The 20,599-nt window shown below is 72.2% G+C and carries 19 protein-coding genes; 10 read left to right on the top strand and 9 right to left on the bottom strand.

Annotated elements, in window-relative coordinates:
• The first annotated feature begins 32 nt into the window (after nucleotides 1–32).
• On the top strand, nucleotides 33–389 hold the full coding sequence (locus HS041_RS09605) for an STAS domain-containing protein (protein WP_230878499.1): 357 nt from the start codon (nucleotides 33–35) through the stop codon (nucleotides 387–389).
• A gap of 127 nt (nucleotides 390–516) precedes the next feature.
• Entirely contained in the window at nucleotides 517–2,109 is a 1,593-nt protein-coding gene (locus HS041_RS09600) for an APC family permease (protein WP_196440118.1), read from the top strand.
• 128 nt (nucleotides 2,110–2,237) lie between these two features.
• On the opposite strand, the gene HS041_RS09595 is transcribed toward HS041_RS09600, so the two are convergent.
• Complete coding sequence (locus HS041_RS09595) at nucleotides 2,238–3,911, bottom strand: flavin monoamine oxidase family protein (protein ID WP_196440117.1); 1,674 nt, start codon at nucleotides 3,909–3,911, stop codon at nucleotides 2,238–2,240.
• Nucleotides 3,912–4,121: 210 nt separating this feature from the next.
• Here HS041_RS09595 and HS041_RS09590 point away from each other — a divergent pair, with 210 nt between their 5' ends.
• The 4 genes from HS041_RS09590 to HS041_RS09575 all read left to right on the top strand — a co-directional run bounded on the left by HS041_RS09590 (nucleotide 4,122) and on the right by HS041_RS09575 (nucleotide 8,378).
• The gene (locus HS041_RS09590) at nucleotides 4,122–5,855 is read left to right on the top strand and encodes a serine/threonine-protein kinase (RefSeq protein ID WP_196440116.1); all 1,734 of its coding nucleotides are present in this window, start codon (nucleotides 4,122–4,124) and stop codon (nucleotides 5,853–5,855) included.
• A 177-nt stretch (nucleotides 5,856–6,032) separates the two neighbouring features.
• Nucleotides 6,033–6,389, top strand: a complete 357-nt coding sequence (locus HS041_RS09585; protein ID WP_196440115.1) for a YciI family protein — start codon at nucleotides 6,033–6,035, stop codon at nucleotides 6,387–6,389.
• Between the two features lie 131 nt (nucleotides 6,390–6,520).
• Nucleotides 6,521–7,783, top strand: coding sequence for an RNA polymerase sigma factor (locus tag HS041_RS09580; protein WP_196440114.1), 1,263 nt, complete (start codon nucleotides 6,521–6,523; stop codon nucleotides 7,781–7,783).
• A gap of 145 nt (nucleotides 7,784–7,928) precedes the next feature.
• Nucleotides 7,929–8,378 carry a DoxX family protein gene (locus HS041_RS09575; RefSeq protein ID WP_196440113.1) on the top strand — a complete coding sequence of 150 codons (450 nt, stop codon included), beginning with the start codon at nucleotides 7,929–7,931 and terminating at the stop codon, nucleotides 8,376–8,378.
• Between the two features lie 143 nt (nucleotides 8,379–8,521).
• Here HS041_RS09575 and HS041_RS09570 read toward each other — a convergent pair whose 3' ends face one another.
• Both HS041_RS09570 and HS041_RS09565 read right to left on the bottom strand, forming a co-directional pair.
• Complete coding sequence (locus HS041_RS09570; protein ID WP_196440112.1) at nucleotides 8,522–9,184, bottom strand: response regulator; 663 nt, start codon at nucleotides 9,182–9,184, stop codon at nucleotides 8,522–8,524.
• Complete coding sequence (locus HS041_RS09565; protein ID WP_196440111.1) at nucleotides 9,181–10,386, bottom strand: sensor histidine kinase; 1,206 nt, start codon at nucleotides 10,384–10,386, stop codon at nucleotides 9,181–9,183. Before HS041_RS09565 ends, HS041_RS09570 begins: the two co-directional genes overlap by 4 nt.
• A gap of 456 nt (nucleotides 10,387–10,842) precedes the next feature.
• On the opposite strand from HS041_RS09565, the gene HS041_RS09560 reads away from it, so the two are divergent.
• Entirely contained in the window at nucleotides 10,843–12,429 is a 1,587-nt protein-coding gene (locus tag HS041_RS09560; protein ID WP_196440110.1) for an alpha/beta hydrolase, read from the top strand.
• A 28-nt stretch (nucleotides 12,430–12,457) separates the two neighbouring features.
• Here HS041_RS09560 and HS041_RS09555 read toward each other — a convergent pair whose 3' ends face one another.
• Both HS041_RS09555 and HS041_RS09550 read right to left on the bottom strand, forming a co-directional pair.
• Entirely contained in the window at nucleotides 12,458–13,186 is a 729-nt protein-coding gene (locus tag HS041_RS09555) for a class I SAM-dependent methyltransferase (protein ID WP_196440109.1), read from the bottom strand.
• Nucleotides 13,187–13,421: 235 nt separating this feature from the next.
• A complete protein-coding gene (locus tag HS041_RS09550) occupies nucleotides 13,422–14,585 on the bottom strand; it encodes an acyl-CoA dehydrogenase family protein (RefSeq protein WP_196440108.1) in 1,164 nt (387 codons plus the stop codon).
• Nucleotides 14,586–14,702: 117 nt separating this feature from the next.
• Here HS041_RS09550 and HS041_RS09545 point away from each other — a divergent pair, with 117 nt between their 5' ends.
• A complete protein-coding gene (locus HS041_RS09545) occupies nucleotides 14,703–16,052 on the top strand; it encodes a UDP-glucose dehydrogenase family protein (protein WP_230878498.1) in 1,350 nt (449 codons plus the stop codon).
• A gap of 185 nt (nucleotides 16,053–16,237) precedes the next feature.
• Here the strand turns inward: HS041_RS09545 and HS041_RS09540 are convergent, their stop codons facing one another.
• Nucleotides 16,238–16,483 carry a DUF397 domain-containing protein gene (locus HS041_RS09540; protein WP_196440106.1) on the bottom strand — a complete coding sequence of 82 codons (246 nt, stop codon included), beginning with the start codon at nucleotides 16,481–16,483 and terminating at the stop codon, nucleotides 16,238–16,240.
• A 159-nt stretch (nucleotides 16,484–16,642) separates the two neighbouring features.
• Here HS041_RS09540 and HS041_RS09535 point away from each other — a divergent pair, with 159 nt between their 5' ends.
• On the top strand, nucleotides 16,643–16,933 hold the full coding sequence (locus HS041_RS09535) for a YciI family protein (RefSeq protein WP_196440105.1): 291 nt from the start codon (nucleotides 16,643–16,645) through the stop codon (nucleotides 16,931–16,933).
• 21 nt (nucleotides 16,934–16,954) lie between these two features.
• Here HS041_RS09535 and purE read toward each other — a convergent pair whose 3' ends face one another.
• The 3 genes from purE to HS041_RS09520 all read right to left on the bottom strand — a co-directional run bounded on the left by purE (nucleotide 16,955) and on the right by HS041_RS09520 (nucleotide 19,824).
• Nucleotides 16,955–17,458, bottom strand: a complete 504-nt coding sequence (gene purE, locus HS041_RS09530; RefSeq protein WP_196440104.1) for a 5-(carboxyamino)imidazole ribonucleotide mutase — start codon at nucleotides 17,456–17,458, stop codon at nucleotides 16,955–16,957.
• A 115-nt stretch (nucleotides 17,459–17,573) separates the two neighbouring features.
• Nucleotides 17,574–18,731: a 5-(carboxyamino)imidazole ribonucleotide synthase gene (locus HS041_RS09525; RefSeq protein ID WP_307845215.1), complete on the bottom strand. Its 1,158-nt coding sequence runs from the start codon at nucleotides 18,729–18,731 to the stop codon at nucleotides 17,574–17,576.
• 106 nt (nucleotides 18,732–18,837) lie between these two features.
• On the bottom strand, nucleotides 18,838–19,824 hold the full coding sequence (locus HS041_RS09520) for a DUF8094 domain-containing protein (RefSeq protein ID WP_196440103.1): 987 nt from the start codon (nucleotides 19,822–19,824) through the stop codon (nucleotides 18,838–18,840).
• Nucleotides 19,825–20,084: 260 nt separating this feature from the next.
• Between HS041_RS09520 and HS041_RS09515 the strand changes: the two genes are divergently transcribed.
• On the top strand, nucleotides 20,085–20,573 hold the full coding sequence (locus tag HS041_RS09515; RefSeq protein ID WP_196440102.1) for a GtrA family protein: 489 nt from the start codon (nucleotides 20,085–20,087) through the stop codon (nucleotides 20,571–20,573).
• Nucleotides 20,574–20,599: the final 26 nt, after the last annotated feature.

Below are 20,599 nucleotides of genomic sequence, written 5' to 3'. Positions count from 1 at the left end.
GTTCTCCGGGCAGGTGAGAACCGACGGAGGTGATGATCGTGATTCCGGCGTTCGACGTTCAGACATGGCAGAACGGTCCGTGCGTAGTCATCAGGGCGGCGGGCGAGCTGGACATGAACGTCGCCCCCCGGCTCACGGCCGAGGTCGACCGGGCGCTGGAGGGCCAGATCCGCCCTTGCCTGGTGATGGATCTGACCCAAGTGCCCTTCTGCGACTCGGTGGGGCTGGGCACCCTGGTCGGTGCGCTCACCAGGATGAAGGACTCCCAGGGCCGCCTGATCCTCGTCCTCACTCCAGGCATGATCACGCGCCTGCTCTCGATCACCAGCCTCGACCGCCATTTCGAGACCTGCGGCACCCTGCACGAGGCCTTCGACGCCGCCGCCTGAGCCCCGGCCCGGCGTCTGACACCTCGTAACCGTTTCGCAGTGGATCCGCCTATCTCGTCGGCCGGTATAAATGCCACGATCACCGCTATCCCCCCGTCAAGCGCTGATTGTGGAAAGGCGCACACGATTGAGCATCACTGAGAAGCAGGCCGGACCGGCCGACCAGGCCGAAGGCATCAGCCGTCTCCGCAGGAACGCGGTAGGACTCGTCGGCGTCATCTTCATGGCGGTCGCCACCGCCGCCCCCATCACCGCCATGACCGGCAACGTCCCCATCGTGATCGGTTTCGGCAACGGGCTCGGGGTTCCCGCGGCCTACCTCGTGGCGACTCTGGTCCTGACGGTCTTCTCCGTCGGCTACGTGGCCATGGCCAAGCACATCACCTCCGCCGGGGCCTTCTACGGCTACATCTCCCACGGTCTCGGCCAGGTCGCCGGGATGGTCGCCGGGCTGCTGGCCACCATGGCCTACGTGGTCTTCGAGGCCTCCATCATCGGCTTCTTCGCCTACTCGGCCAACGACACCTTCAACAGCCTCACCGGGGCCGACATCCACTGGCTCTGGTTCGCCTTCCTCGGTCTGGCCCTGAACGCGCTGCTGACCTACTTCGACATCAACCTGACCGCCAAGGTCCTCGGCGTCTTCCTCATCACCGAGATCGCCATGCTCGGCCTGACCGCCGTCGCCACCCTGCTCAACGGCGGCGGGCCGGACGGGCTGATGGCCGACACCCTCAACCCTGCCAACGCCTTCACCACCACGGGCGTGACGGGCGGAGCCGTCGGCCTGGGCCTGTTCATGTGCTTCTGGTCGTGGGTCGGCTTCGAGTCCACCGCCATGTACGGCGAGGAGTCCCGCGACCCCAAACGGATCATCCCGATCGCGACCGTCGTCTCCGTGGTCGGCATCGGCCTGTTCTACACCTTCGTCTCCTGGATGACCGTGGCGGCCAACGGCGTCGGGGCACCAGAGATCGCGGCGAAGGAGTTCGCCGGCATCTTCTTCATCCCGACCGGCGAGCTCGTCGGCCAGTGGGCCGTCGATCTGTTCAAGGTCCTCATCCTCACCGGCTCGTTCGCCTGCTCGATGGCCTTCCACAACTGCGCGTCCCGCTACCTGTACGCGCTCGGCCGCGAGGACCTCATCCCCGGCACGCGCCGGACCCTCGGGGCCACGCATCCCAAGCACGGCTCGCCGCACATCGCCGGGTTCGTCCAGACGGGCATCTCGGTCGTGATCGTCCTGGCCTTCTTCTTCGCCGGGATGGACCCCTACCTGCACGTCTACACGCTGCTCGCGGTGCTGGGCACGCTGGCCATCCTGATCGTGCAGACCATGTGCTCGTTCGCGGTCGTCGGCTACTTCCACGTCAGGAGGAAGCACCCGGAGACCGCCTCCTGGTGGCGCACCCTGCTCGCCCCGGTGGCGGGCGGTCTGGCGATGGCCTACGTGGTGCTGCTGCTCTTCCAGAACAGGGAGACCGCGGCAGGGGACGCCTCCAAGTCCCTGTTCTTCACGCTGATCCCGTGGATCGTGCTCGGCTTCGCCGTGCTCGGCGCCGCCCTGGCCCTCTACCTGCGGGCCAGGAACCCGGAGAAGTACGCGATCATCGGCCGGATCGTCCTGGAGGACACCGCCGAGCGCGATCCGGCCGAGGAGGTGACCGCCGGCCGGGCCGAGCTGAGGGGCGCCGAGCTGAAGGACACCGTCGACGGCTGAGACTTCTGAGACCTCCTCTTCCCCGGAGGTCTCCCGGCGCGACGCGCGCCCGGTCCTCGCGGAGGACCGGGCGCGATCGTTTGCGAGGACCGGGAGCGGGCCCGTGGCGGCCCGCTCCCGCCGGGCGGCTACCGGAGGTCGGCGATGACCTCGTTGGCCGCCCTCTCCCCCTCGGTGGCGCCGCCGTTCATGAACCCCTGGAAGTCGTAGGAGCAGTGCTCCCCGGCCAGGTGGACGTTGCCCTGCCGCGTGCCCTCGTAGCCCGCGTACCGGTGCAGGTAGCCGACGGGCCAGTAGGAGTAGGCGCCGAGCGCGTAGGGGTTCCTGTGCCAGGCCGACAGCTGGGCCCGGCCGTTCCACTCGGCCTTGGTCCCGGGGAAGACCTTGTCGATCTGGGTCAGGACCGTGGGCACCAGGTCGCGGACGTAGGCGTCGGCGTGGGTGGGGAACGGGGTGGCCGGGTTCAGCGCGAACGCCGCGTCGCCGCCGCCGTACTGGATGAGCACCCCGGTCGTGCCCGCCTGGTCCTTGGTGGTGTCCCAGCACTGCTGGAACGGCAGGTCGGTGAAGCAGTCACCGGCCGACACACCGGGCCAGGGGCCGGTGCCCAGCCAGGTGCGGCTGGAGAACTGCATGTTGAGCTTGGTGACGTAGCCCATCCTGGCGTCGCGCAGCAGGTTCGTCATCCGGGCGTCGAAGCCGGCGCGCGACAGGTCGAGGCCCTGCAGGATCGGCAGCGGCACGGTGATGATCGTGTGGTCGGCGGTGACGGTCCTGGTGGTGCCGCCCTCGTCGAAGGTGAGCGTCTGCGTGCCGTCGGAGTTGGCCCGTACGGCCAGCAGCCTCCAGCCCAGCTGGAGCGCGCCGGGCGGCAGGGACGCGGCCATCGCCTGCGGAAGCTGGTCGTTGCCGCCGACGATGTGGTAGCGCTCGTCGGACAGCCCCCACACGTTGAAGTGCCCGGGGTTGGGCTGGTAGCCCATCAGCAGCACCAGCGCGAGGGAGGACTGGTTCACGGTCTCGGCGCCGTACTCCACGTTGTAGGCGACGTCGAGGAAGCGGCCGAGGTCGGAGGCGTAGCCGCCGGGCACGCGTGAGTCGATCCACTCGCGGATGGACATGTCGTCCAGCGCGGTGCCCTCGGGGGTGGTCTGGTTCCACATCACCTCCCCTGCGGCCATCAGGTCGGAGTGCAGCGCCTGGTAGACGTCCTTGAAGTCCTCATCCGCCTGGGAGCGGGGGTAGTAGGCGCCGTTGACGTGCAGGATCTCCTCGGCCCCGTTCGGCCCGGCCCCGGCGAAGTTCCTGGTGGGCAGACCGAACCGCCGGCACAGCTCCAGCATCTTCTTGTGCTCGACGTCGATCAGCTCCCCGCCGATCTCGGAGGTCTGTCCCCCGGCCCAGAGCGTGCGCTGGGAGAACATCCGGCCGCCGACCCGGGAGGGGCTCGCCTCGTAGACGACGGGTGCGGCCCCGGCGTCCCGCAGGGTGAGCGCCGCGGTGAGACCGGCGATGCCCGCTCCGATCACCGCGACGCGGGCGGGCTTGAGCGGCCTCGCCTGCGGCGTGACGGTGTCGGCGCGGGCGCTGCGGGCCTGTGCGGCCTGCGTACCGAGGACCGTCGCGCCGAGACCGGCCAGCGCGGCCCGCCGGAGCAGCTCGCGCCGGGCGATGCCGCCGGGCTCTGCCGCCGCCTCGGCGCGCAGGCCGCGCAGCTCGTCGACGGGGAGGCCGAGGCGGCGGGCGGCGTGGTGGTCGGCGGCGATGCGCTGGAGCGCGCGGAGCGAAGACGTTCGCGGCATGGGGGGTGCCTTTCTGATCGTGTTGCCGATCAGCTTGCGGACCCGGCACCATCTCGGACAATCCGCAGCAAGTAACCGTTGGGCACGATCTGGCGACACTGTGTCGCACACTTACCGGCCGGGCGAATCCACTTCCCGACGGGACCGTTTCCTGGAACGCTTCATGACGGAGCGTTCGGGTTGCCGCTCCGCAGGACGGACGGGAGCGTGATGGATCCTCTCCAGGCCGGCGATCCGGAGCGGATGGGCCCCTACCGGCTGCTGGGCCGCCTGGGCACGGGCGGCCAGGGCACGGTCTACCTCGCCGAGGGCCCCTCCGGGACGCCGGTGGCCGTGAAGGCCCTGAACGCCGCGTCGAGCTCCGACCCGGTCGGACGCCGGCGTTTCGCGAGCGAGGCGGCGCTGATCCGGCAGGTGTCGTCGTTCTGCGTGGCGGAGGTGCTGGACGCCGACCTCGACAGCGAGCGGCCCTACATCGTCAGCGAATACGTCGAGGGCCCCTCCCTGCGGGCCGCCGTGAGCGCCGAAGGTCCGCGCGGGGGAGGCGCCCTGCGGCGTCTGGCGATAGGCACCGTCACCGCGCTGGCCGCCATCCACCAGGGCGGCGTCGTGCACCGGGACTTCAAGCCGCCGAACGTGCTGCTCGGCCCGGACGGGCCACGAGTGATCGACTTCGGGATCGCCCGGCTGCTGGACACCGCCACCACGACGACCGGCCAGGTGATCGGGACGGTCGCGTACATGTCACCCGAGCAGGTGTCCGGCGCCCGCGTCGGGTTCGCCTCCGACATGTTCGGCTGGGCGGCGACGATGGCCTACGCGGCGAGCGGGCGGCCGCCTTTCGGGCAGGACTCCGTTCCCGCGGTCATGTACCGGATCCTGCACGCCGACCCCGAGCTCCCGGCACTCCCGGACGACCTGGGACAGGTCGTCCGGGAATGCCTGTCCAAGGACCCTGAGCTGCGCCCGGCCGCACGGGAGGTGCTGCTGCGCCTGATCGGAGACGACGGGACGGGCGGCGGAGGACCCCCTCCCACCCGGTGGGAGACGCGGACCCGGCCCGCCGTACCGCCCTCCTCCCCCGACGGGCAGACCACCGCCGTCTCGGGAGAGACCGCCCTCCTCCCCGGAGAGCCCGCCGCCGGAGCGGGGAGCACTCGGCGCCTGCGGGCGGACCCCGCCCTCCCGGGCGGGACGCGGGCGCGGCGATGGACCTGGGGGGCGGCCGCCGTGCTGCTGGCGCTGCTCGTCACAGTCGCGGTCGTCACGCTGCGGCCCGGGAGCGGGGACCCGGCCACCGAGGTGGCGGGCGCGTCGCTGTACCGCGACGACTTCAACGAGCGGACCGGGTGGGACGGTTACACCTTCAACCCCGACGCCCCGGCGGAGGAACGCACCTACAGGGGCTACGAGATCGACCGCGGGGTCTTCTCGCTCCGAGCCGACTCCTCCTACCCGTCCAATCCCGTGCTGTCCCCGGTCCCGGCCAAGACTCCGGTCGCCCTGTCGTCCGCCGAGCGCGACGTGCTGATCGGGGCGACCGCCCAGGTGCGGGAGGGCTCGACCGGGACGGGTGCGCTCGGGCTCCTGTGCTGGTGGGACGAGAACGTGCCCAACGGATACCGGTTCCTCCTCGGGCTCGACGGCACGGCCCGGATCACCAGGACCGCGCGAGGCAACCGCCTGGACGTGGCGCCCGCCGTACAGACCGACGCGCCGGGTGTGGGGCAGACGGTGCGCCTGCAGGCCGCGTGCCGCCGGACCGACGCCGGCGCCCGCCTCACCCTGTGGGTCGACGGGGCCCAGGTGATCGATGCCACCGACTCCCAGGCCCTGCCCGACGCGGGCAACAGCCAGGCGGGTCTGGTCGCCCAGGTGCCGGAGAGCGGCGCCGGCGTCCTCACCGTGTCCTTCGACGACTTCAGCGTCCACCGGGCGCGGTGACGAGCGCGCGGACGGGAGCCGTACGACCGCCAGAGGCCATCCGGCTCCCACCCCGCGATGCGGACGGCCGATGAGAAAGTCCAGAAAATCTTGTAGGACGTGTCGATCGGGCGGCCTGCCGTTCGACGCGTCAGCAGAGGCCGGGATGGACCGGCCGGAGACGGAAGGATCACCACGATGCGGTTCCTCATGATGACCACGGACGACAGCTCCTCCGCGGGCAGCCCTCCGGACGAGCGGACGATGGCGGAGATGGGCAGGTTCATCGAGGAGATGAGCAAGGCCGGGGTGCTGCTGGCGACCGGCGGGCTGGACCCCCAGCCCACCCGGATCGAGTCCTCCGGCGGCAAGGTGACCGTGACCGACGGCCCGTACACCGAGGCCAAGGAGGTCGTCGTCGGGTTCGCGCTCATCGAGACGCGTACCAAGGAGGAGGCGATCGAGCTGTCCAAGCGCTTCTGGCAGATCGTCGGTGACGGCAGGGGCGTCATCCACCAGGTGTTCGGCCCGGAGGACCTGGCGCCCGGACAGTGAGCCCCGGCGAGCCGGTCCCCGGATGAGCGCGGAGCAGGGGTGGCGGGTCCGCCCGAGCTCCGCGAGCTCCATGGGCTCCGCGAGCTCCGTGGGCTTGCGCCGCGGGCCGCGCGGGTGCTCTCATCGTCCGCGTGACGGCCTCTGACACCCATCGGGCGATCGACGCGGTCTGGCGGATCGAGTCGGCCCGGATCATCGCCGGTCTCGCGCGGATGGTGCACGACATCGGCCTCGCCGAGGAGCTGGCTCAGGACGCCATGGTCGCGGCGCTGGAGCAGTGGCCGGAGTCGGGCGTGCCGGACAACCCGGGCGCCTGGCTCATGGCCGTCGCCAAGCGCCGGGCCGTCGACCGGATCCGCCGGCAGGAGCGCCTGGAACGCAAGCTGGAGGAGATCGGGCACGGCCTGGAGAGCGAGGACCCGGCGCCGGAGTTCGACGCCGTCCTCGACGCCGAGCCCATCGAGGACGACATCCTCCGGCTGGTGTTCACCGCCTGCCATCCCATCCTGTCCGCCCAGTCCCGTGCCGCGCTCACGCTGCGGATGCTCGGCGGCCTGTCGACCGAGGAGATCGCGCGGGCGTTCCTGGTCCCCGAGCCGACCGTCGCCCAGCGGATCGTCCGCGCCAAGCGCACGCTCTCGGAGGCGGGCGTGCCGTTCGAGGTGCCCGAGGGCGACGAGCGCGCCGGGCGGCTGGCCTCCGTCCTGGAGGTCGTCTACCTCATCTTCAACGAGGGCTACGCGGCGACCGCCGGCACCGAGTGGATGCGCCTGGACCTCTGCCGGGAGGCACTGCGCCTGGGCCGCATCCTGGCCGAGCTCGCCCCTCAGGAGGGCGAGGTCCACGGACTCGTCGCGCTGATGGAGATCCAGGCCTCGCGCTCCCGGGCGCGCACCGGCCCGTCCGGCGAGCCCGTCCAGCTCCTCGACCAGAACCGCGCCCTCTGGGACCGGCTGCTGATCCGGCGCGGCTTCGAGGCGCTGCTGCGCGCGGAGAAGCTCGGCGCGCCACCGGGCCCGTACGTGCTCCAGGCCGCGATCGCCGCCTGCCATGCGCAGGCCCCCACCGCCGAGGAGACCGACTGGGCGCGCATCGCCGCCCTCTACGAGGTGCTCGTACGGCTGACGCCGTCACCGGTCGTGGAGCTCAACCGCGCGGTCGCGCTCGGCATGGCGTACGGCCCGGAGCGCGGGCTGGAGCTCGTCGACGCGCTCGTCGCGCAACCCTCGCTCAAGAGCTACCACCTCCTGCCGTCCGTGCGCGGTGACCTCCTGGCCAGGCTCGGCCGCCTGGAGGAGGCCCGCGCGGAGTTCGAACGCGCGGCCTCCCTGACCCGCAACGCCCCCGAACGCGCCGTGCTCCTCAGCCGCGCGGCCGCGTGCACTCCCGGCTGACCTGCGATTCCATCGTCGCGGACGGCCTGTGCGGAGGCCGGAGAAAAATCTCGGAGAAAAATCCGGGAGCGGTGTCGATCCGGCGGCCGGCCGTACGACGCGTGGGCGAAGAGGAAAACAACCGGCTCCCGAAAAGGACACCGTCATGGCCGCCACGCAGACCCTCACCACCCGCACCACCGCCGCCACCGCCGCCGTTGAGATCTCCGGCCGCCGCCGTACCCTGCGCCGGGTGCTGTGGGGCGCGCAGATCCTCATCGGGCTGTTTCTGATCGTCGCCTCGGCGCTGCCGAAGTTCGCCGGGCAGGCCGACGCGGTGGCCACCTTCGAGCTGATCGGCTGGGGCCAGTGGTTCCGCTACCTGACCGGCGTGGTGGAGCTGGCCGGGGGGATCGGCCTGCTGGTCCCGCGGCTGGCCGGGGCCGCCGCGACCGGGCTCATCGGCCTGATGGCCGGGGCCGCACTGACCCAGGTCCTGGTGCTCTCACCGGCCTGGGCGCTGCTGCCGGTCGCCTTCGCCGCGGTGTTCGCCCTGGTGGCCTGGGACCGCCGGGAGCAGACGCGCGATCTGGCCGGCCGGCTGCTGCGCCGCTGACGTCCGCCGCACGCGTCACGGACAGACGACCCGTGCCCCCCGTGGGGGCCACGGGTCGTCGGCGTTTCCCGGGCGCCTGGAGATCGGCGAGCAGCGAGGTCCGGAGTCCGCCCGGAAACCGTCCCGCAGGCGTTCGGGTCTCTTCACGCGGGGCGGACGAGCCGGTTCTCGTAGGCGAAGATCACGGCTTGCACGCGGTCGCGGAGCTCCAGCTTCGTCAGGATCCTGCCCAGGTGCGTCTTCACGGTCGCCTCCGCGAGATGCAGCCCGGCGGCGATCTCGGTGTTGGACAGGCCGCGGGCCACCTCGACGAGCACCTCCCGCTCGCGGGGGGTGAGCCGGTGCAACCGCTCGTCGACCTCCGGGAGGCCGCCGGCGGGGATCTGATGGGCGAAGTTCTCCAGCAGGCGACGGGTGATTCTCGGGGAGACCACCGCGTCACCGCGCGCGACGCTGCGGATCGCCGCGAGCAGTTCCTCCGGCAGGACGTTCTTGAGCAGGAAGCCCGACGCCCCGGCCCTCAGCCCGGCGAAGGCGTACTCGTCGAGGTCGAAGGTGGTGAGGATCAGGACCCGGGTCTGCGGGCAGTGCCGGACGAGCCGGCCGGTCGCCTCGATGCCGTCGGTGCCGGGCATGCGGACGTCCATCAGGACGACGTCGGGACGCAGCCGCCGGGCGAGCAGGACGGCCTCGGCGCCGTCCCCGGCCTCGCCGACCGCCTCCATGTCCGGCTGGGCGTCGAGGACCATGGTGAAGGCCATGCGCAGCAGCGGTTCGTCGTCGGCGAGCAGGACGCGGATCGTCATGCGGCGCCGTCGCCGGACGCGGCGAGGTCGAGGGTGGCGCGGACCCGCCAGCCGCGGCCGGGCAGCGGCCCCGCCTCCAGGGTTCCGCCGTACGCGGCCGCGCGTTCCCGCATGCCGAGGATGCCGTGCCCGGACGACGGGTCGGCGCGGCGGGCGCCGCCGTCGTCGGTGACCTCGACGGTGACGGCGTCACCGGAGCAGCGCACCCGGACCTCGGCGCGGGTGCCGGAGGGGGCGTGTTTGAGGGTGTTGGTCAAGGCTTCCTGCACCAGGCGGTAGACGGTGAGCTGGGCGGCGGCGGGAACGGCGGCGGGCTCGCCCTCGATTTCGAGGGAGGTCGGCAACCCGGCCGCGCGCATGCGGCCGGCCAGGGGCTCCAACTGCCCCATGCCGGGCATCGGGTGGCGCAGTTCGTCCGGCTCGTCGGCCCGCAGGACGCCGAGGGCACGCCGCATGTCGGTGATGGCCTGCCGTCCGGTGTCGGCGATCTGGCGCACTGCCGCGGTGGCCCTGTCGGGCGAGCGGTGCTGCGCGAAGACCGCGCCGTCGGCGAGCGCGACCATGACGGACAGGTTGTGGGTGACGATGTCGTGCATCTCGCGGGCGATGCGGGCCCGTTCACCCGCCACCGCGAGCCGGGCCCGCTGGTCGCGTTCGCGTTCCAGACGGACCGCGCGGTCCTCCAGCGCGCCGAGATGGGCGCGCCTGATGCGGATGTTCGTGCCGGTGACCGCCACGGCCACGGCCACGGCGGTCAGGAAGACGACCGGGCGGAGGAACCCGCCCTCCGGCGTCGACCAGCGCGCGGCGGCCAGCAGGATGCCGCCTTCGAGGACGCACGCGGCCGCGAGCGTGCGGCGCCAGGTGGACCGCGAGGCGACCGTGTACAGCGCGACCAGCAGCGCCACGTCGGTGAGCGACTCGACGTCGGCGAGCCACTGGGCGAAGGCCGCGGCGGCCACCGCGAAGAACACCGTCAGCGGCGCCCGGCGCCGCCACACCAGGGGCGCCGCCAGAGCCGCGTGCAGGATCAGCGGCCCGGGAGGGCTCTGGTAGACCGCGCTGCCGAAGCCCGCGCCCGTGAAGAAGACCAGAGCCGCCAGCAGCGCGTCCCATGCCGTGGGCGGCAGGAGGGCGGCCGTCCGCAGCGGCGCCCGCGCCGTCCGGACCGTCCGCGGGTCGGCGGAGACCGCGCCTCTCACGAGGCGGTCCCGCTCCGGAAGAAAAGGCGGCGCACCCGATTCATGGCGCCCAACATAGCCGCCTCCCGCCGCAGGACGGGCTCGTGGCCGGACGGTCCGGGCCGGGCCGCGTCATCCTCAGGTCGTACACGGCCCGCACGGAGGGGCCACGCGACGCGGACACCTCCGGCGGAGAAGCTCCAGGTCGGAGGCCGTACGGCAGGCAGCTCCGGCGCCGGTGCGCGCGTCGCGCCGGGCGCGCGCGAAACCCGACCGGAGGCTGACGCCCCGCACCGGCGCCACGGCCTAGCGTCATGACCGCAGGGCACGGCGTACGGACATCCGCGGGCACCGCGGACCGCCGAGGCCGGTTCATCCGGCCGCGCCCCGGACCTTCGGGACGAGGGAGCCCTTTCCATGCGTGGACTTTCGATGCACGACTTTTCGATGCACGGCTTTTCGATGTGGAGCTCTTCGATGCACGGCTTTTCAACGCGGGGCCTTTCAGCGCGGGGGCGGAAGACGGCCGCTCTCGGGATCGCGGCGGTCCTGGCGGGCGCCGTCGTGGCCGGTGCGCAACCGGACGCCGGAGCCGCCTGGGCCGGCACCGGAGGCCCCGGCCCGGCGCGGGGCGGGACGGCGGAGTCCCAGCAGCGGGAGATCGAATGGCATCGCTGCCGGAACGGCGCCGACGACCCGGCCGGCAAGCAGCTCGACGACGCCGGGGCCCGGTGCGCCGAGATCACCGTGCCGCTCGACTACAGCCGCCCGGACGGCCGGACGATCAAGATTGCGATCTCCCGGCTGAAGGCCGCCGACCCCCGGCGCCGCCGAGGGGCGCTGCTGTACAACCCCGGCGGTCCGGGCGTGCCCGCGACGTCCCTCGTGGTACCGGTCGCCCAGGCCGCACCGCAGGTCGCGGCCCGCTACGACCTGATCGGGATGGACCCCCGGTTCGTCGGGCGCAGCACCCCGCTGACCTGCGCGTGGCCCGCCGTCTCCATCGGCTCCGCCGGGCCGGACCGGCGCAGCTTCGACCGGGGCGTGGCCCTGGCCAGGGATCTGGCGGCCCGCTGCGCCCGTCACCGGGACGTGCTGCCCCACGCCTCCACCCGCAACACCGCCCGGGACATGGACATGGTCCGGGCCGCCCTCGGCGAGGAGAGGATCTCCTACCTCGGCTCGTCGTACGGCACCTACCTGGGCGCGGTCTACCTGCAGCTGTTCCCCCACCGCGCCGACCGGGTCGTGCTCGACAGCGCGCTGGACCCCGATCTGTACGGCCCCGACCTGATGAGGACGACGGGACCGGCCGCGACGGCGGTCCTGAAGGACTGGGCGTCCTGGGCGGCCCGCCGCCACGGCCGCCTCCGCCTGGGCGCCACCGCCTCCGAGGTGCTGGCCACCGTGGACCGGATCAACCGGGCCGCCGCCCGCAACCCGCTGCGGGTCGGCCGCCACCGCGTCGGCAGCCGCGTGCTGCCCCAGCTCCTGTGGAACGTCACCGCCGGGGACAGCGACGAGGCCTACGCCCGCTTCGCCGCCGACGTGCGGGTCCTGCGCGACGCCGCCCGAGGCTCCGAGGTCACCCCCACCCCGGTCCTGGAAGCGGTCCTGGCCGACCTGTCCGCCCCGGACGCCGACGGGTACTTCAGCGTCCAGACCGCGATCCAGTGCGCGGACCGGGCCGTGTCCCGCGACCCCGAGGCCTACTACCGCGACATCCGGGCCCACCGGGCCGACGAGCCGCTGTTCGGCCCGCTCACCCGCAACATCACCCCCTGCTCGTTCTGGCCGGCCCGGCCCGCCGAGCCCGCCACGAAGATCCGCAACGACGTCCCGGTCCTGATGGTGGGCGCCACCGGCGACCCGGCGGCGACCTACCCGGGCCAGCGGGCCATGCATCGGGCCCTGACCGGTTCTCGCATGGTCACCCTGCGCGGCGCCTTCCGCCACACCGTGTACGGCGGACTGTTCGCCCCGCGGAACGCCTGCGTCGACCGGGCCGTCAACCGCTACCTGGCCGACGGCGTCCTGCCCGCCCGCGACGCCACGTGCTCCTGAGCGCCCGGCAGGCCCGGTCGCGCTCGGTTCAGGTCGTGCGCTCGGAGACGAACACGAACTCGCGCCCCGGGCGGTCGGGGGCTTCCCGCACATCCAGCACTCGATAGCCGTGGGCGGCCAGGCTCGATTCCACCTCGTCGCGGCTGCGGAACCGGAGGGTCGAGTCGGAGGTGACCACCGCACCGTCCGACAGGAACCTGTAGGTGTGGCGGAAGGAGACGAACGGAAGGCTCACGTCGGTGACCTCGCGACGATGCTCCACCGGTCCGATCTCCGGGATGTCGAGGGTGATCTGAGCGGCGTCGGCGGCCCACTCCTCCCAGGCCCGGCGTTCGGGCCGCCTGGTCTCGAACACGAGGTGGCCGTGGGGGCGGAGGGCGGCGTGGATGCCCCGGAGCGTTCGCGCCCAGTCGTCATCGGTGAGGAAGACCTGCGCCACGTTGCCCGTCATCACCGCGAGGTCGGCATCGAGCGCCGGCACCGTCGTGGCATCACCGTGGACCCAGGTGATCCCCGCGGTCCGGTCCTTCGACCTCGCGACCTCAAGCGATGCCTCGGCGGGATCGACGCCCACGACGGCGCGGCCGCTCTCGGCGAGCAGGACGGCCAGGCACCCCGTCCCGCAGCCGACGTCGAGCACGCGGTCCGCGCCCAGCTCATCGGCGATGTCGAGGTAGGCCGCCAGATCGTCGCGGTCTCCGTCGAAGGCGTCGTAGACGCGTGCGAGGCGCGGGTGGGCAAAGATCGCATCGGGCATCAGGCGACCATATCCGCGGTCGAGCACTCCGGCGACGGATTTCCGGCCGCCTTCCGGCCCGGGAGCCCTCTCCTCGCCGGGTTCCCCGGTTCTCCGGAGCGCCTCCCACGACAAGGACCGTCCCTGTTCCGCATCTCACGGAACAGGGACGCGACAGAGCCGTCCGAGAGGTCGTCCCGAAGGCGGAAACCCAGGGAACGATCTCAGCGAAACACGGTTCTCCCCTGCTCAGGGCCTACTTCAGGAGCTGGCGGGCCATGACCATGCGCTGGACCTGGTTGGTGCCCTCGTAGATCTGGGTGATCTTGGCGTCGCGCATCATGCGCTCGACCGGGAACTCGCTGGTGTAGCCGTACCCGCCGAGGAGCTGGACCGCGTCGGTGGTGATCTCCATGGCGGCGTCCGAGGCGGCGCACTTGGCCGCGCTGGAGAAGAACGTCAGGTCGGCCTGGGGCTCTCCGTGCGCGGCCAGCTCGGACTTGGCGGCGGCGGCGTAGGTGAGCTGCCGGGCGGCCTCCAGCTTCATCGCCATGTCGGCGAGCATGAACTGCACGCCCTGGAACTCGGCGATGGCCTTGCCGAACTGCTTGCGCTCCTTGACGTAGCCGATCGCGTAGTCCAGCGCGCCCTGGGCGATGCCCAGCGCCTGGGCGGCGATCGTGATGCGGGTGTGGTCCAGGGTGGCCAGCGCGGTCTTGAAGCCGGTGCCGGGCGCGCCGATCATGCGGGAGGCCGGGATGCGGACGTCCTCCATGATGACCTGGCGGGTCGGGGAGCCCTTGATGCCGAGCTTCTTCTCCTTCGGGCCGAAGCTGACGCCCTCGTCGGCCTTCTCCACGACGAACGCGGAGATGCCGCGCGCGCCGGCGCCGGGCTCGGTCACGGCCATCACCGTGTAGTACTCCGACACCCCGGCGTTGGTGATCCACATCTTCGCGCCGTTGAGCACGTAGTGGTCGCCGTCGGCCACCGCGCGGGTCTTCATCGCGGCGGCGTCGCTGCCGGCCTCGGCCTCGGACAGGGCGTAGGAGAACATCGCCTCGCCCCGCGCGACCGGCGCGAGGTAGCGCTGCTTGAGCTCCTCCGACGCCGACAGCAGCAGCGGCACGGTGCCGAGCTTGTTGACCGCCGGGATCAGCGAGGACGACGCGCAGGCCCGCGCCACCTCCTCGATCACGATCACGGTCGCGAGCGCGTCGGCGCCTGCGCCGCCGTACTCCTCGGGCACGTGTACGGCGTGCAGGTCGGCGGCGACCAGGGCCTTGTAGACGTCCCAGGGGAACTCCCCCGTCTCGTCGGCCTCGGCGGCCCTGGGGGCGATCTTCTCGTCAGCGAGGGCGCGAACGGTCTCCCGGAGCATCTGGTGCTCTTCGGGCAGCGCGTAGAGAGGGAAGCTCATGCGAAAATAGTAGGACGTCCAACAAAGGGTGGACCGATCCACCGGTGTGATATGCACCGCTCTGCATTTACGCAGGTGGCAAAGTGGGAGTCAAAGGATGCCGGTACCCTGTCGGCGATGGATAGGGCAGAACCGAAAGGATCCGCAGTGGCTTACCGCCTGACCGTGCTGGGGACCGGATATCTGGGCGCCACGCACGCGGCGTGCATGGCCGAGCTGGGCTTCGAGGTGCTCGGCCTCGACGTCGACGCCGACAAGGTCGCCTGTCTGCAGGCCGGGGATCTGCCCATCCACGAGCCGGGACTGCAGGAGATCCTCCGCCGCAACCTGGCCAACGGCCGCCTGCGCTTCACGACCTCCTACGAGGAGGTCGCCGCCTTCGGCGACGTGCACTTCGTCTGCGTCGGAACCCCGCAGAAGAAGGGCGAGTACGCCGCGGACGTCTCCTACCTGGACGCGGTGATCGAGTCGCTCGCCCCGCACCTGGAGCGGGAGTGCCTGGTCATCGGCAAGTCCACGGTCCCGGTCGGCACCGCCGAGCGCCTCTCCGAGAAGCTGACGCGGCTCGCGCCCGCCGGCGAGGCCGCCGAGCTGGCCTGGAATCCCGAGTTCCTGCGCGAGGGCTTCGCGGTCAAGGACACCATGCACCCCGACCGGGTCGTGCTGGGCGTACGGTCCGAGAAACCCGAGAAGATCATGCGCGAGGTCTACGCCTCGATGCTGGAGCACGGCACCCCGCTGGTCGTCACCGACTACCCGACCGCCGAGCTGGTCAAGGTCGCGGCCAACGCCTTCCTCGCCACCAAGATCTCCTTCATCAACGCGATGGCCGAGGTCTGCGAGGCCGCACACGCCGACGTCAAGCAGCTCTCGCTGGCGCTCTCCTACGACGATCGGATCGGCGGCCGGTTCCTCAACGCCGGGCTGGGCTTCGGCGGCGGCTGCCTGCCCAAGGACATCCGGGCGTTCATGGCCCGCGCCGGAGAGCTGGGCGCCGACCAGGCGCTGACGTTCCTGCGCGAGGTGGACGCGATCAACATGCGCCGCCGGGCACGCATGGTGGACCTGGCCCGCGAGCTGACCGGGGGCTCCTTCAGCGGCTGCACGGTCACCGTGCTGGGGGCCGCCTTCAAGCCCGACTCCGACGACATCCGCGACTCCCCCGCCCTGGACGTCGCGGTCAACATCCGCCGCCAGGGCGGCCGGGTCACGGTCTACGACCCCATCGCCCTCGACAACGCCCGCCGCGCCCATCCCGAGCTCTCCTACGGAGAGTCCGCCATGGAGGCCGCACGCGACGCCCATGTCGTGCTGCTGCTCACCGAGTGGCAGGAGTTCCTCGATCTCGACCCCGAGGAGCTCGGCGCCGTGGTCGCCGACCGGAAGATCGTCGACGGCCGCAACGCCCTCGACTCCGAGGCCTGGCGCGCCGCCGGCTGGCACTACCGCGCCCTCGGCCGCCCGTAGCCGGCGGCTCAGGCTCGTCCGCGGCAGGCCCCGGCACGACCCGTCACGTGACGACCGGGGGCCGTCCTCTTCCGGCGACCCGTCCGGGCGGCGCCCCCGAGAGGGAGGCCGCCCGGCGGAAAGCAGCGACACCAGCGGGAGGAACCAGATCATCCTGCGCATGGCCGCTCCGCCCCCGGCGGGTCTCAGACGTCGAACTCGCCGAGCCGTACACCGCCGACGAACGCGTCCCATTCGGACTGGGTGAAGAAGAGCTTGGGCCCGTCGGGGTCCTTGGAGTCGCGCAGCACGTACAACGGGCCGAGACCCGCCTTGTGGCCGGTGCCGGCGGCGTCCACCACGGCCACCTCGACGCAGTTGCCGCCCCCGTCCCCGGCGTCGCCGCCCGGGACGGCCCTGCGCCAGACGGCCCCGCTCAGGTCCGCTTCCATGCCGTCATCCCCTCGTCGTCAGGCCGCCGCCCGCCCGCGGGAGATGACCTCGGCGCGGAGCTCTCGGAACCGGCGCGGCCCGTGTCCACGGTAGCGGCCCGCCGCGACGCCCGTCATGCCGAATTCGGGGATCGAGGAGCGGATGGGAGGATGGGGGGCATGTTCGTCCTGGAACTCACCTATATCGCCCCCCTCGAAGAAGTCGACGCCGTACTCGACGAGCACGTCGCGTGGCTGGACGAGCAGTACGCCGCCGGGTTCTTCCTGGCATCGGGCCGCAAGGTTCCCCGCGACGGAGGGATCATCCTCGCCACCGGCCTCGACCGGAGCGCCGTCGAGTCCCTGGTCTCGACCGACCCCTTCGCCGTCGCCGGAGTATGCGCCTACCGCGTGACCGAGTTCGTCATGTCGAAGACCGCCCCCGCGCTGGAGGCGTACCGCCAGGGATAGAGGGTCCCGCAGCCGGCGACCTCAGCCGCCCAGCCGGGCCGCCTCCTCGCGGAGCCGGGCGCCCTTGGCATGGGCCTGCTCCTTCAGCTCCTCCTGGAACCTCTCCATCCTGGCCCGCAGCTCCGGATCCGCCGAGGCGAGGATCCGTACGGCCAGCAGCCCGGCGTTCCGCGCCCCGCCGACGGCGACGGTGGCGACCGGGACGCCGGCGGGCATCTGGACGATGGACAGCAGGGAGTCCATGCCGTCGAGGTACTTCAGCGGGACGGGCACGCCGATCACCGGGAGCGGGGTCACCGAGGCGAGCATGCCGGGCAGGTGGGCGGCTCCCCCGGCCCCGGCGATGATCACCTTCAGCCCGCGTTCCGCCGCCCGCGTGCCGTACTCGATCATCTCCACGGGCATGCGGTGCGCGGAGACCACGTCGGCCTCGAACGCCACGCCGAACTCGGCGAGCGCCTCGGCGGCGAGCTTCATCACCGGCCAATCGGAGTCACTGCCCATCACGATGCCGACCGTGGCCATGCGCTCTCCTCCTCCGGACGGGTGTCCGGCCCTGCTCCTCGCCGGACGGGTGTCCGGCCGTGTCGTGTGCGTTGACTGCCTGCCCGCGGCCGGAGCCGGGGCCCACGTTCTCAGATCACGTGTAGACGCCGTCGGCGAGGTAGGCCGCGGCGTGCCGGGCGCGGGCCCGGACCTCGTCGAGGTCGGTCCCGATCGCGGTGACGTGGCCGATCTTGCGGCCGGGCCGTACGTCCTTGCCGTAGAAGTGGACCTTGATCCCCGGGTCGTGGGCCATCACGTGCTCGTAGCGGGAGAAGACGTCGGGGTCCTCGCCGCCGAGGAGGTTGGCCATCACCACGACGGGGGCGGTCAGCGCGGGCGAGCCGAGCGGGAGGTCGAGGACCGCGCGCAGGTGCTGCTCGAACTGGGAGGTGCGGGCGCCGTCGATGGTCCAGTGGCCGCTGTTGTGCGGGCGCATGGCCAGCTCGTTCACCACCAGCCCGGACGAGGTCTCGAACATCTCCACGGCCAGCAGCCCGGTGACGCCCAGCTCGGTGGCGATCTTCAGGGCGACGCCCTGGGCGACCGCGGCCCGCTCGGGGTCGAGACCGGGGGCGGGGGCGAGGACCTCCACGCAGATGCCGTCCTTCTGCACGGTCTCCACGACGGGATAGCTGACCCCCTGCCCGTGCGGGGAGCGGGCGACCAGCACCGCCAGCTCCCGCTCGAACGGCACGAACGCCTCGGCCAGCAGCGGCACCCCGCTCGCCACGACCTCCGCGGCCTCCTCCGCCGACCGGCAGACCCAGACGCCCCGGCCGTCGTAACCTCCGCGCACGGCCTTGAGCACGACCGGCCAGCCGTTCTCCGCGGCGAACTCCGCCACCTCGGCGGTCGTGGAGACCCGCCGCCAGGCCGGGCAGGGGGCGCCGATCGCGGTCAGGCGCTCGCGCATCACGGCCTTGTCCTGGGCGTGCACGAGCGCCCGGGCCCCGGGGTGCACGGCGACGCCGTCCTCGGCGAGCGCGGCGATGTGCTCGGTGGGCACGTGCTCATGGTCGAAGGTGACCGCGTCGCAGCCCTTGGCGAGGTCGCGCAGGTCGGCCAGGTCGCGGTAGTCGCCCAGCCGCACGTCGGCGATCACCCGGGCCGCGCTGTCACCGGGGGAGTCGGCGAGCACCCTCAGCTCCACGCCGAGGGCGATGGCCGCCTGCTGGGTCATCCGGGCCAGCTGGCCCGCTCCGATCATGCCGACGACGGGACCGATGGGACCGGTTGGGGAAGCGCTGCTCACGTCCGATGAGCTTACCGGCCCCGGGTACGGCGGCGGGCAACGGCGCAGGCCCGACGGTCCGCGGCCGGTACGGCGGCCAGCGGACACCACCGGGAGAACGCGGCCGTCAGTCCGTGGAGAGGTCGGCGAGGGCCCGGCGGAAGGCGACGGTGGAGAGCCTGCCGCGGGCGGTGACCTCGGTGACGGCGAGCACGACCTCGGTGCCGGTCAGCTCGGCGGCCCTGGTGCTCCCGGTGAACCCGCGCAGGTCGTCCTTGCCGTAGATCGGGCGGGCGAGCGAGGACCTTCCGGAGCCCGGCCGCTGCCGGTACTCGACCTCCAGGGCGTGGAACACCAGCGCGCCTCCCTCCGGCAGCGCCAGCGCCCGCTGCGGGCCGACGAGCAGCCGGACGTCGGCGGTGAGCCGGTCCGGGCGGACCTTCTCCGGCCGCTCACCGAACTCCCTGAGCAGGTCAGCGGCGGCGTCGCCCTTGGGGAACCTCACCCCGCTCACCCCGGCGGGATCGGTGAGGTAGGTCAGGTAGCGCTGCGGCACCAGCCGGGCCCGCACCCCGGTGGAGGGGTCGTCGCCGGGCACCGCGCTCGCGCCTGTCCCCGCGCCCGGCTCCGGGACGTCGTCGCCGTCCACCGGGACGGGGCCGGCGGCGAGCCGCCAGTGGTCGCCCTGGTGGACGAAGAGGAAGTAGGCCGGGCCGGGCTCGCGGGCCAGGGCGACGAACCAGCGGTCGTCCCCGGTCGCGGCGGGCAGGAAGAACTCGGGGTCGGTGTACTCCTGGCGGGCGGGAGCTGGGCGGCCGTTCCGGGTCGCCTCGCAGGCACGGCCGCCCAGCGTACTCTCCGCCCAGGCGGTCAGTCTCTCCACCGCCGCGCAGTCCTGGTCCCGCCAGGCGTCGTCGAGCTGCCGCAGCAGCCCGAACGCCTCGGCGGCCTCTGCGCGCCCGACCGTGCGGGCGGATGCCTCCGGCGGCCCGGTGTCGGGGACCGCGACCTGGCTCTCGCTCCGCACGCCGCAACCGGCCAGCGCGTACAGGCTCAGGAGCAGGGCGAGCAGTCGGCGGAGCAAGGGGTGGTCCCGGGGGGTTGTGGCCGTCACGTGCGGCGATCCGTCTGGACCGATCGCGGAAGGCGGGCTTCCCCGGGCTTCCCGCGATCTACCCGACCAGGGTAACGTCAGATTCCCTGATTTATCCGTTGTTGCGTGACATTTATAGAAATGTTCTTGAGCAACGAGGTTGTACCGACCTGGCCGGCTCCCGCACCCACCTCGTGGCACCACCGGTAGCCTGGTACGAGTGCCCGAGATCCTCCCGCCGGCGGATCCGCAGCCGACCCTGAAAGGACCGTGCAGGAGACGTGCAGTTTCTTCGACACGCCTATGAGCGGTTCTCCGTCCTGGCGCGCGAGCTGGCGAAGTTCGGGGCCGTCGGGGCCATCGCCTTCGTGATCGACTTCGGCGCCACCAACCTGTTCCGCTTCGGCGTCGGCTGGGGCCCGCTGACCTCCAAGGTCGTGGCCACGGTCATCGCAGCGACCTTCGCCTACCTGGGCAACCGCCACTGGACCTTCCGGCACCGGGAGCAGACCGGACTGGCCCGCGAATACTTCCTGTTCTTCCTGCTCAACGGCGTCGGCCTGCTGATCTCGATGCTGGTGATCGGCTTCGTGACCTACACGCTCGGCCTGCAGGACCCGATCAGCTACAACATCGCGTTCATGATCGGCACAGTCCTGGGCACGCTGTTCCGCTTCTGGTCGTACAAGCGCTGGGTCTTCCTCGCCGCCGAGGCCGTCACGGCGGAGGTCCCCCGCGAACTGCCCGACGAGACGACGAGGATCCACTGACCGTACGGCGCCGCAGGTCCGCGCGA

This window comes from Planomonospora sp. ID67723 (genome assembly GCF_015711605.1).
GTDB lineage: Bacteria > Actinomycetota > Actinomycetes > Streptosporangiales > Streptosporangiaceae > Planomonospora_A.
Note: the sequence above shows the minus strand (reverse complement) of the source record. Positions and strands in the feature narration are given on the sequence as shown.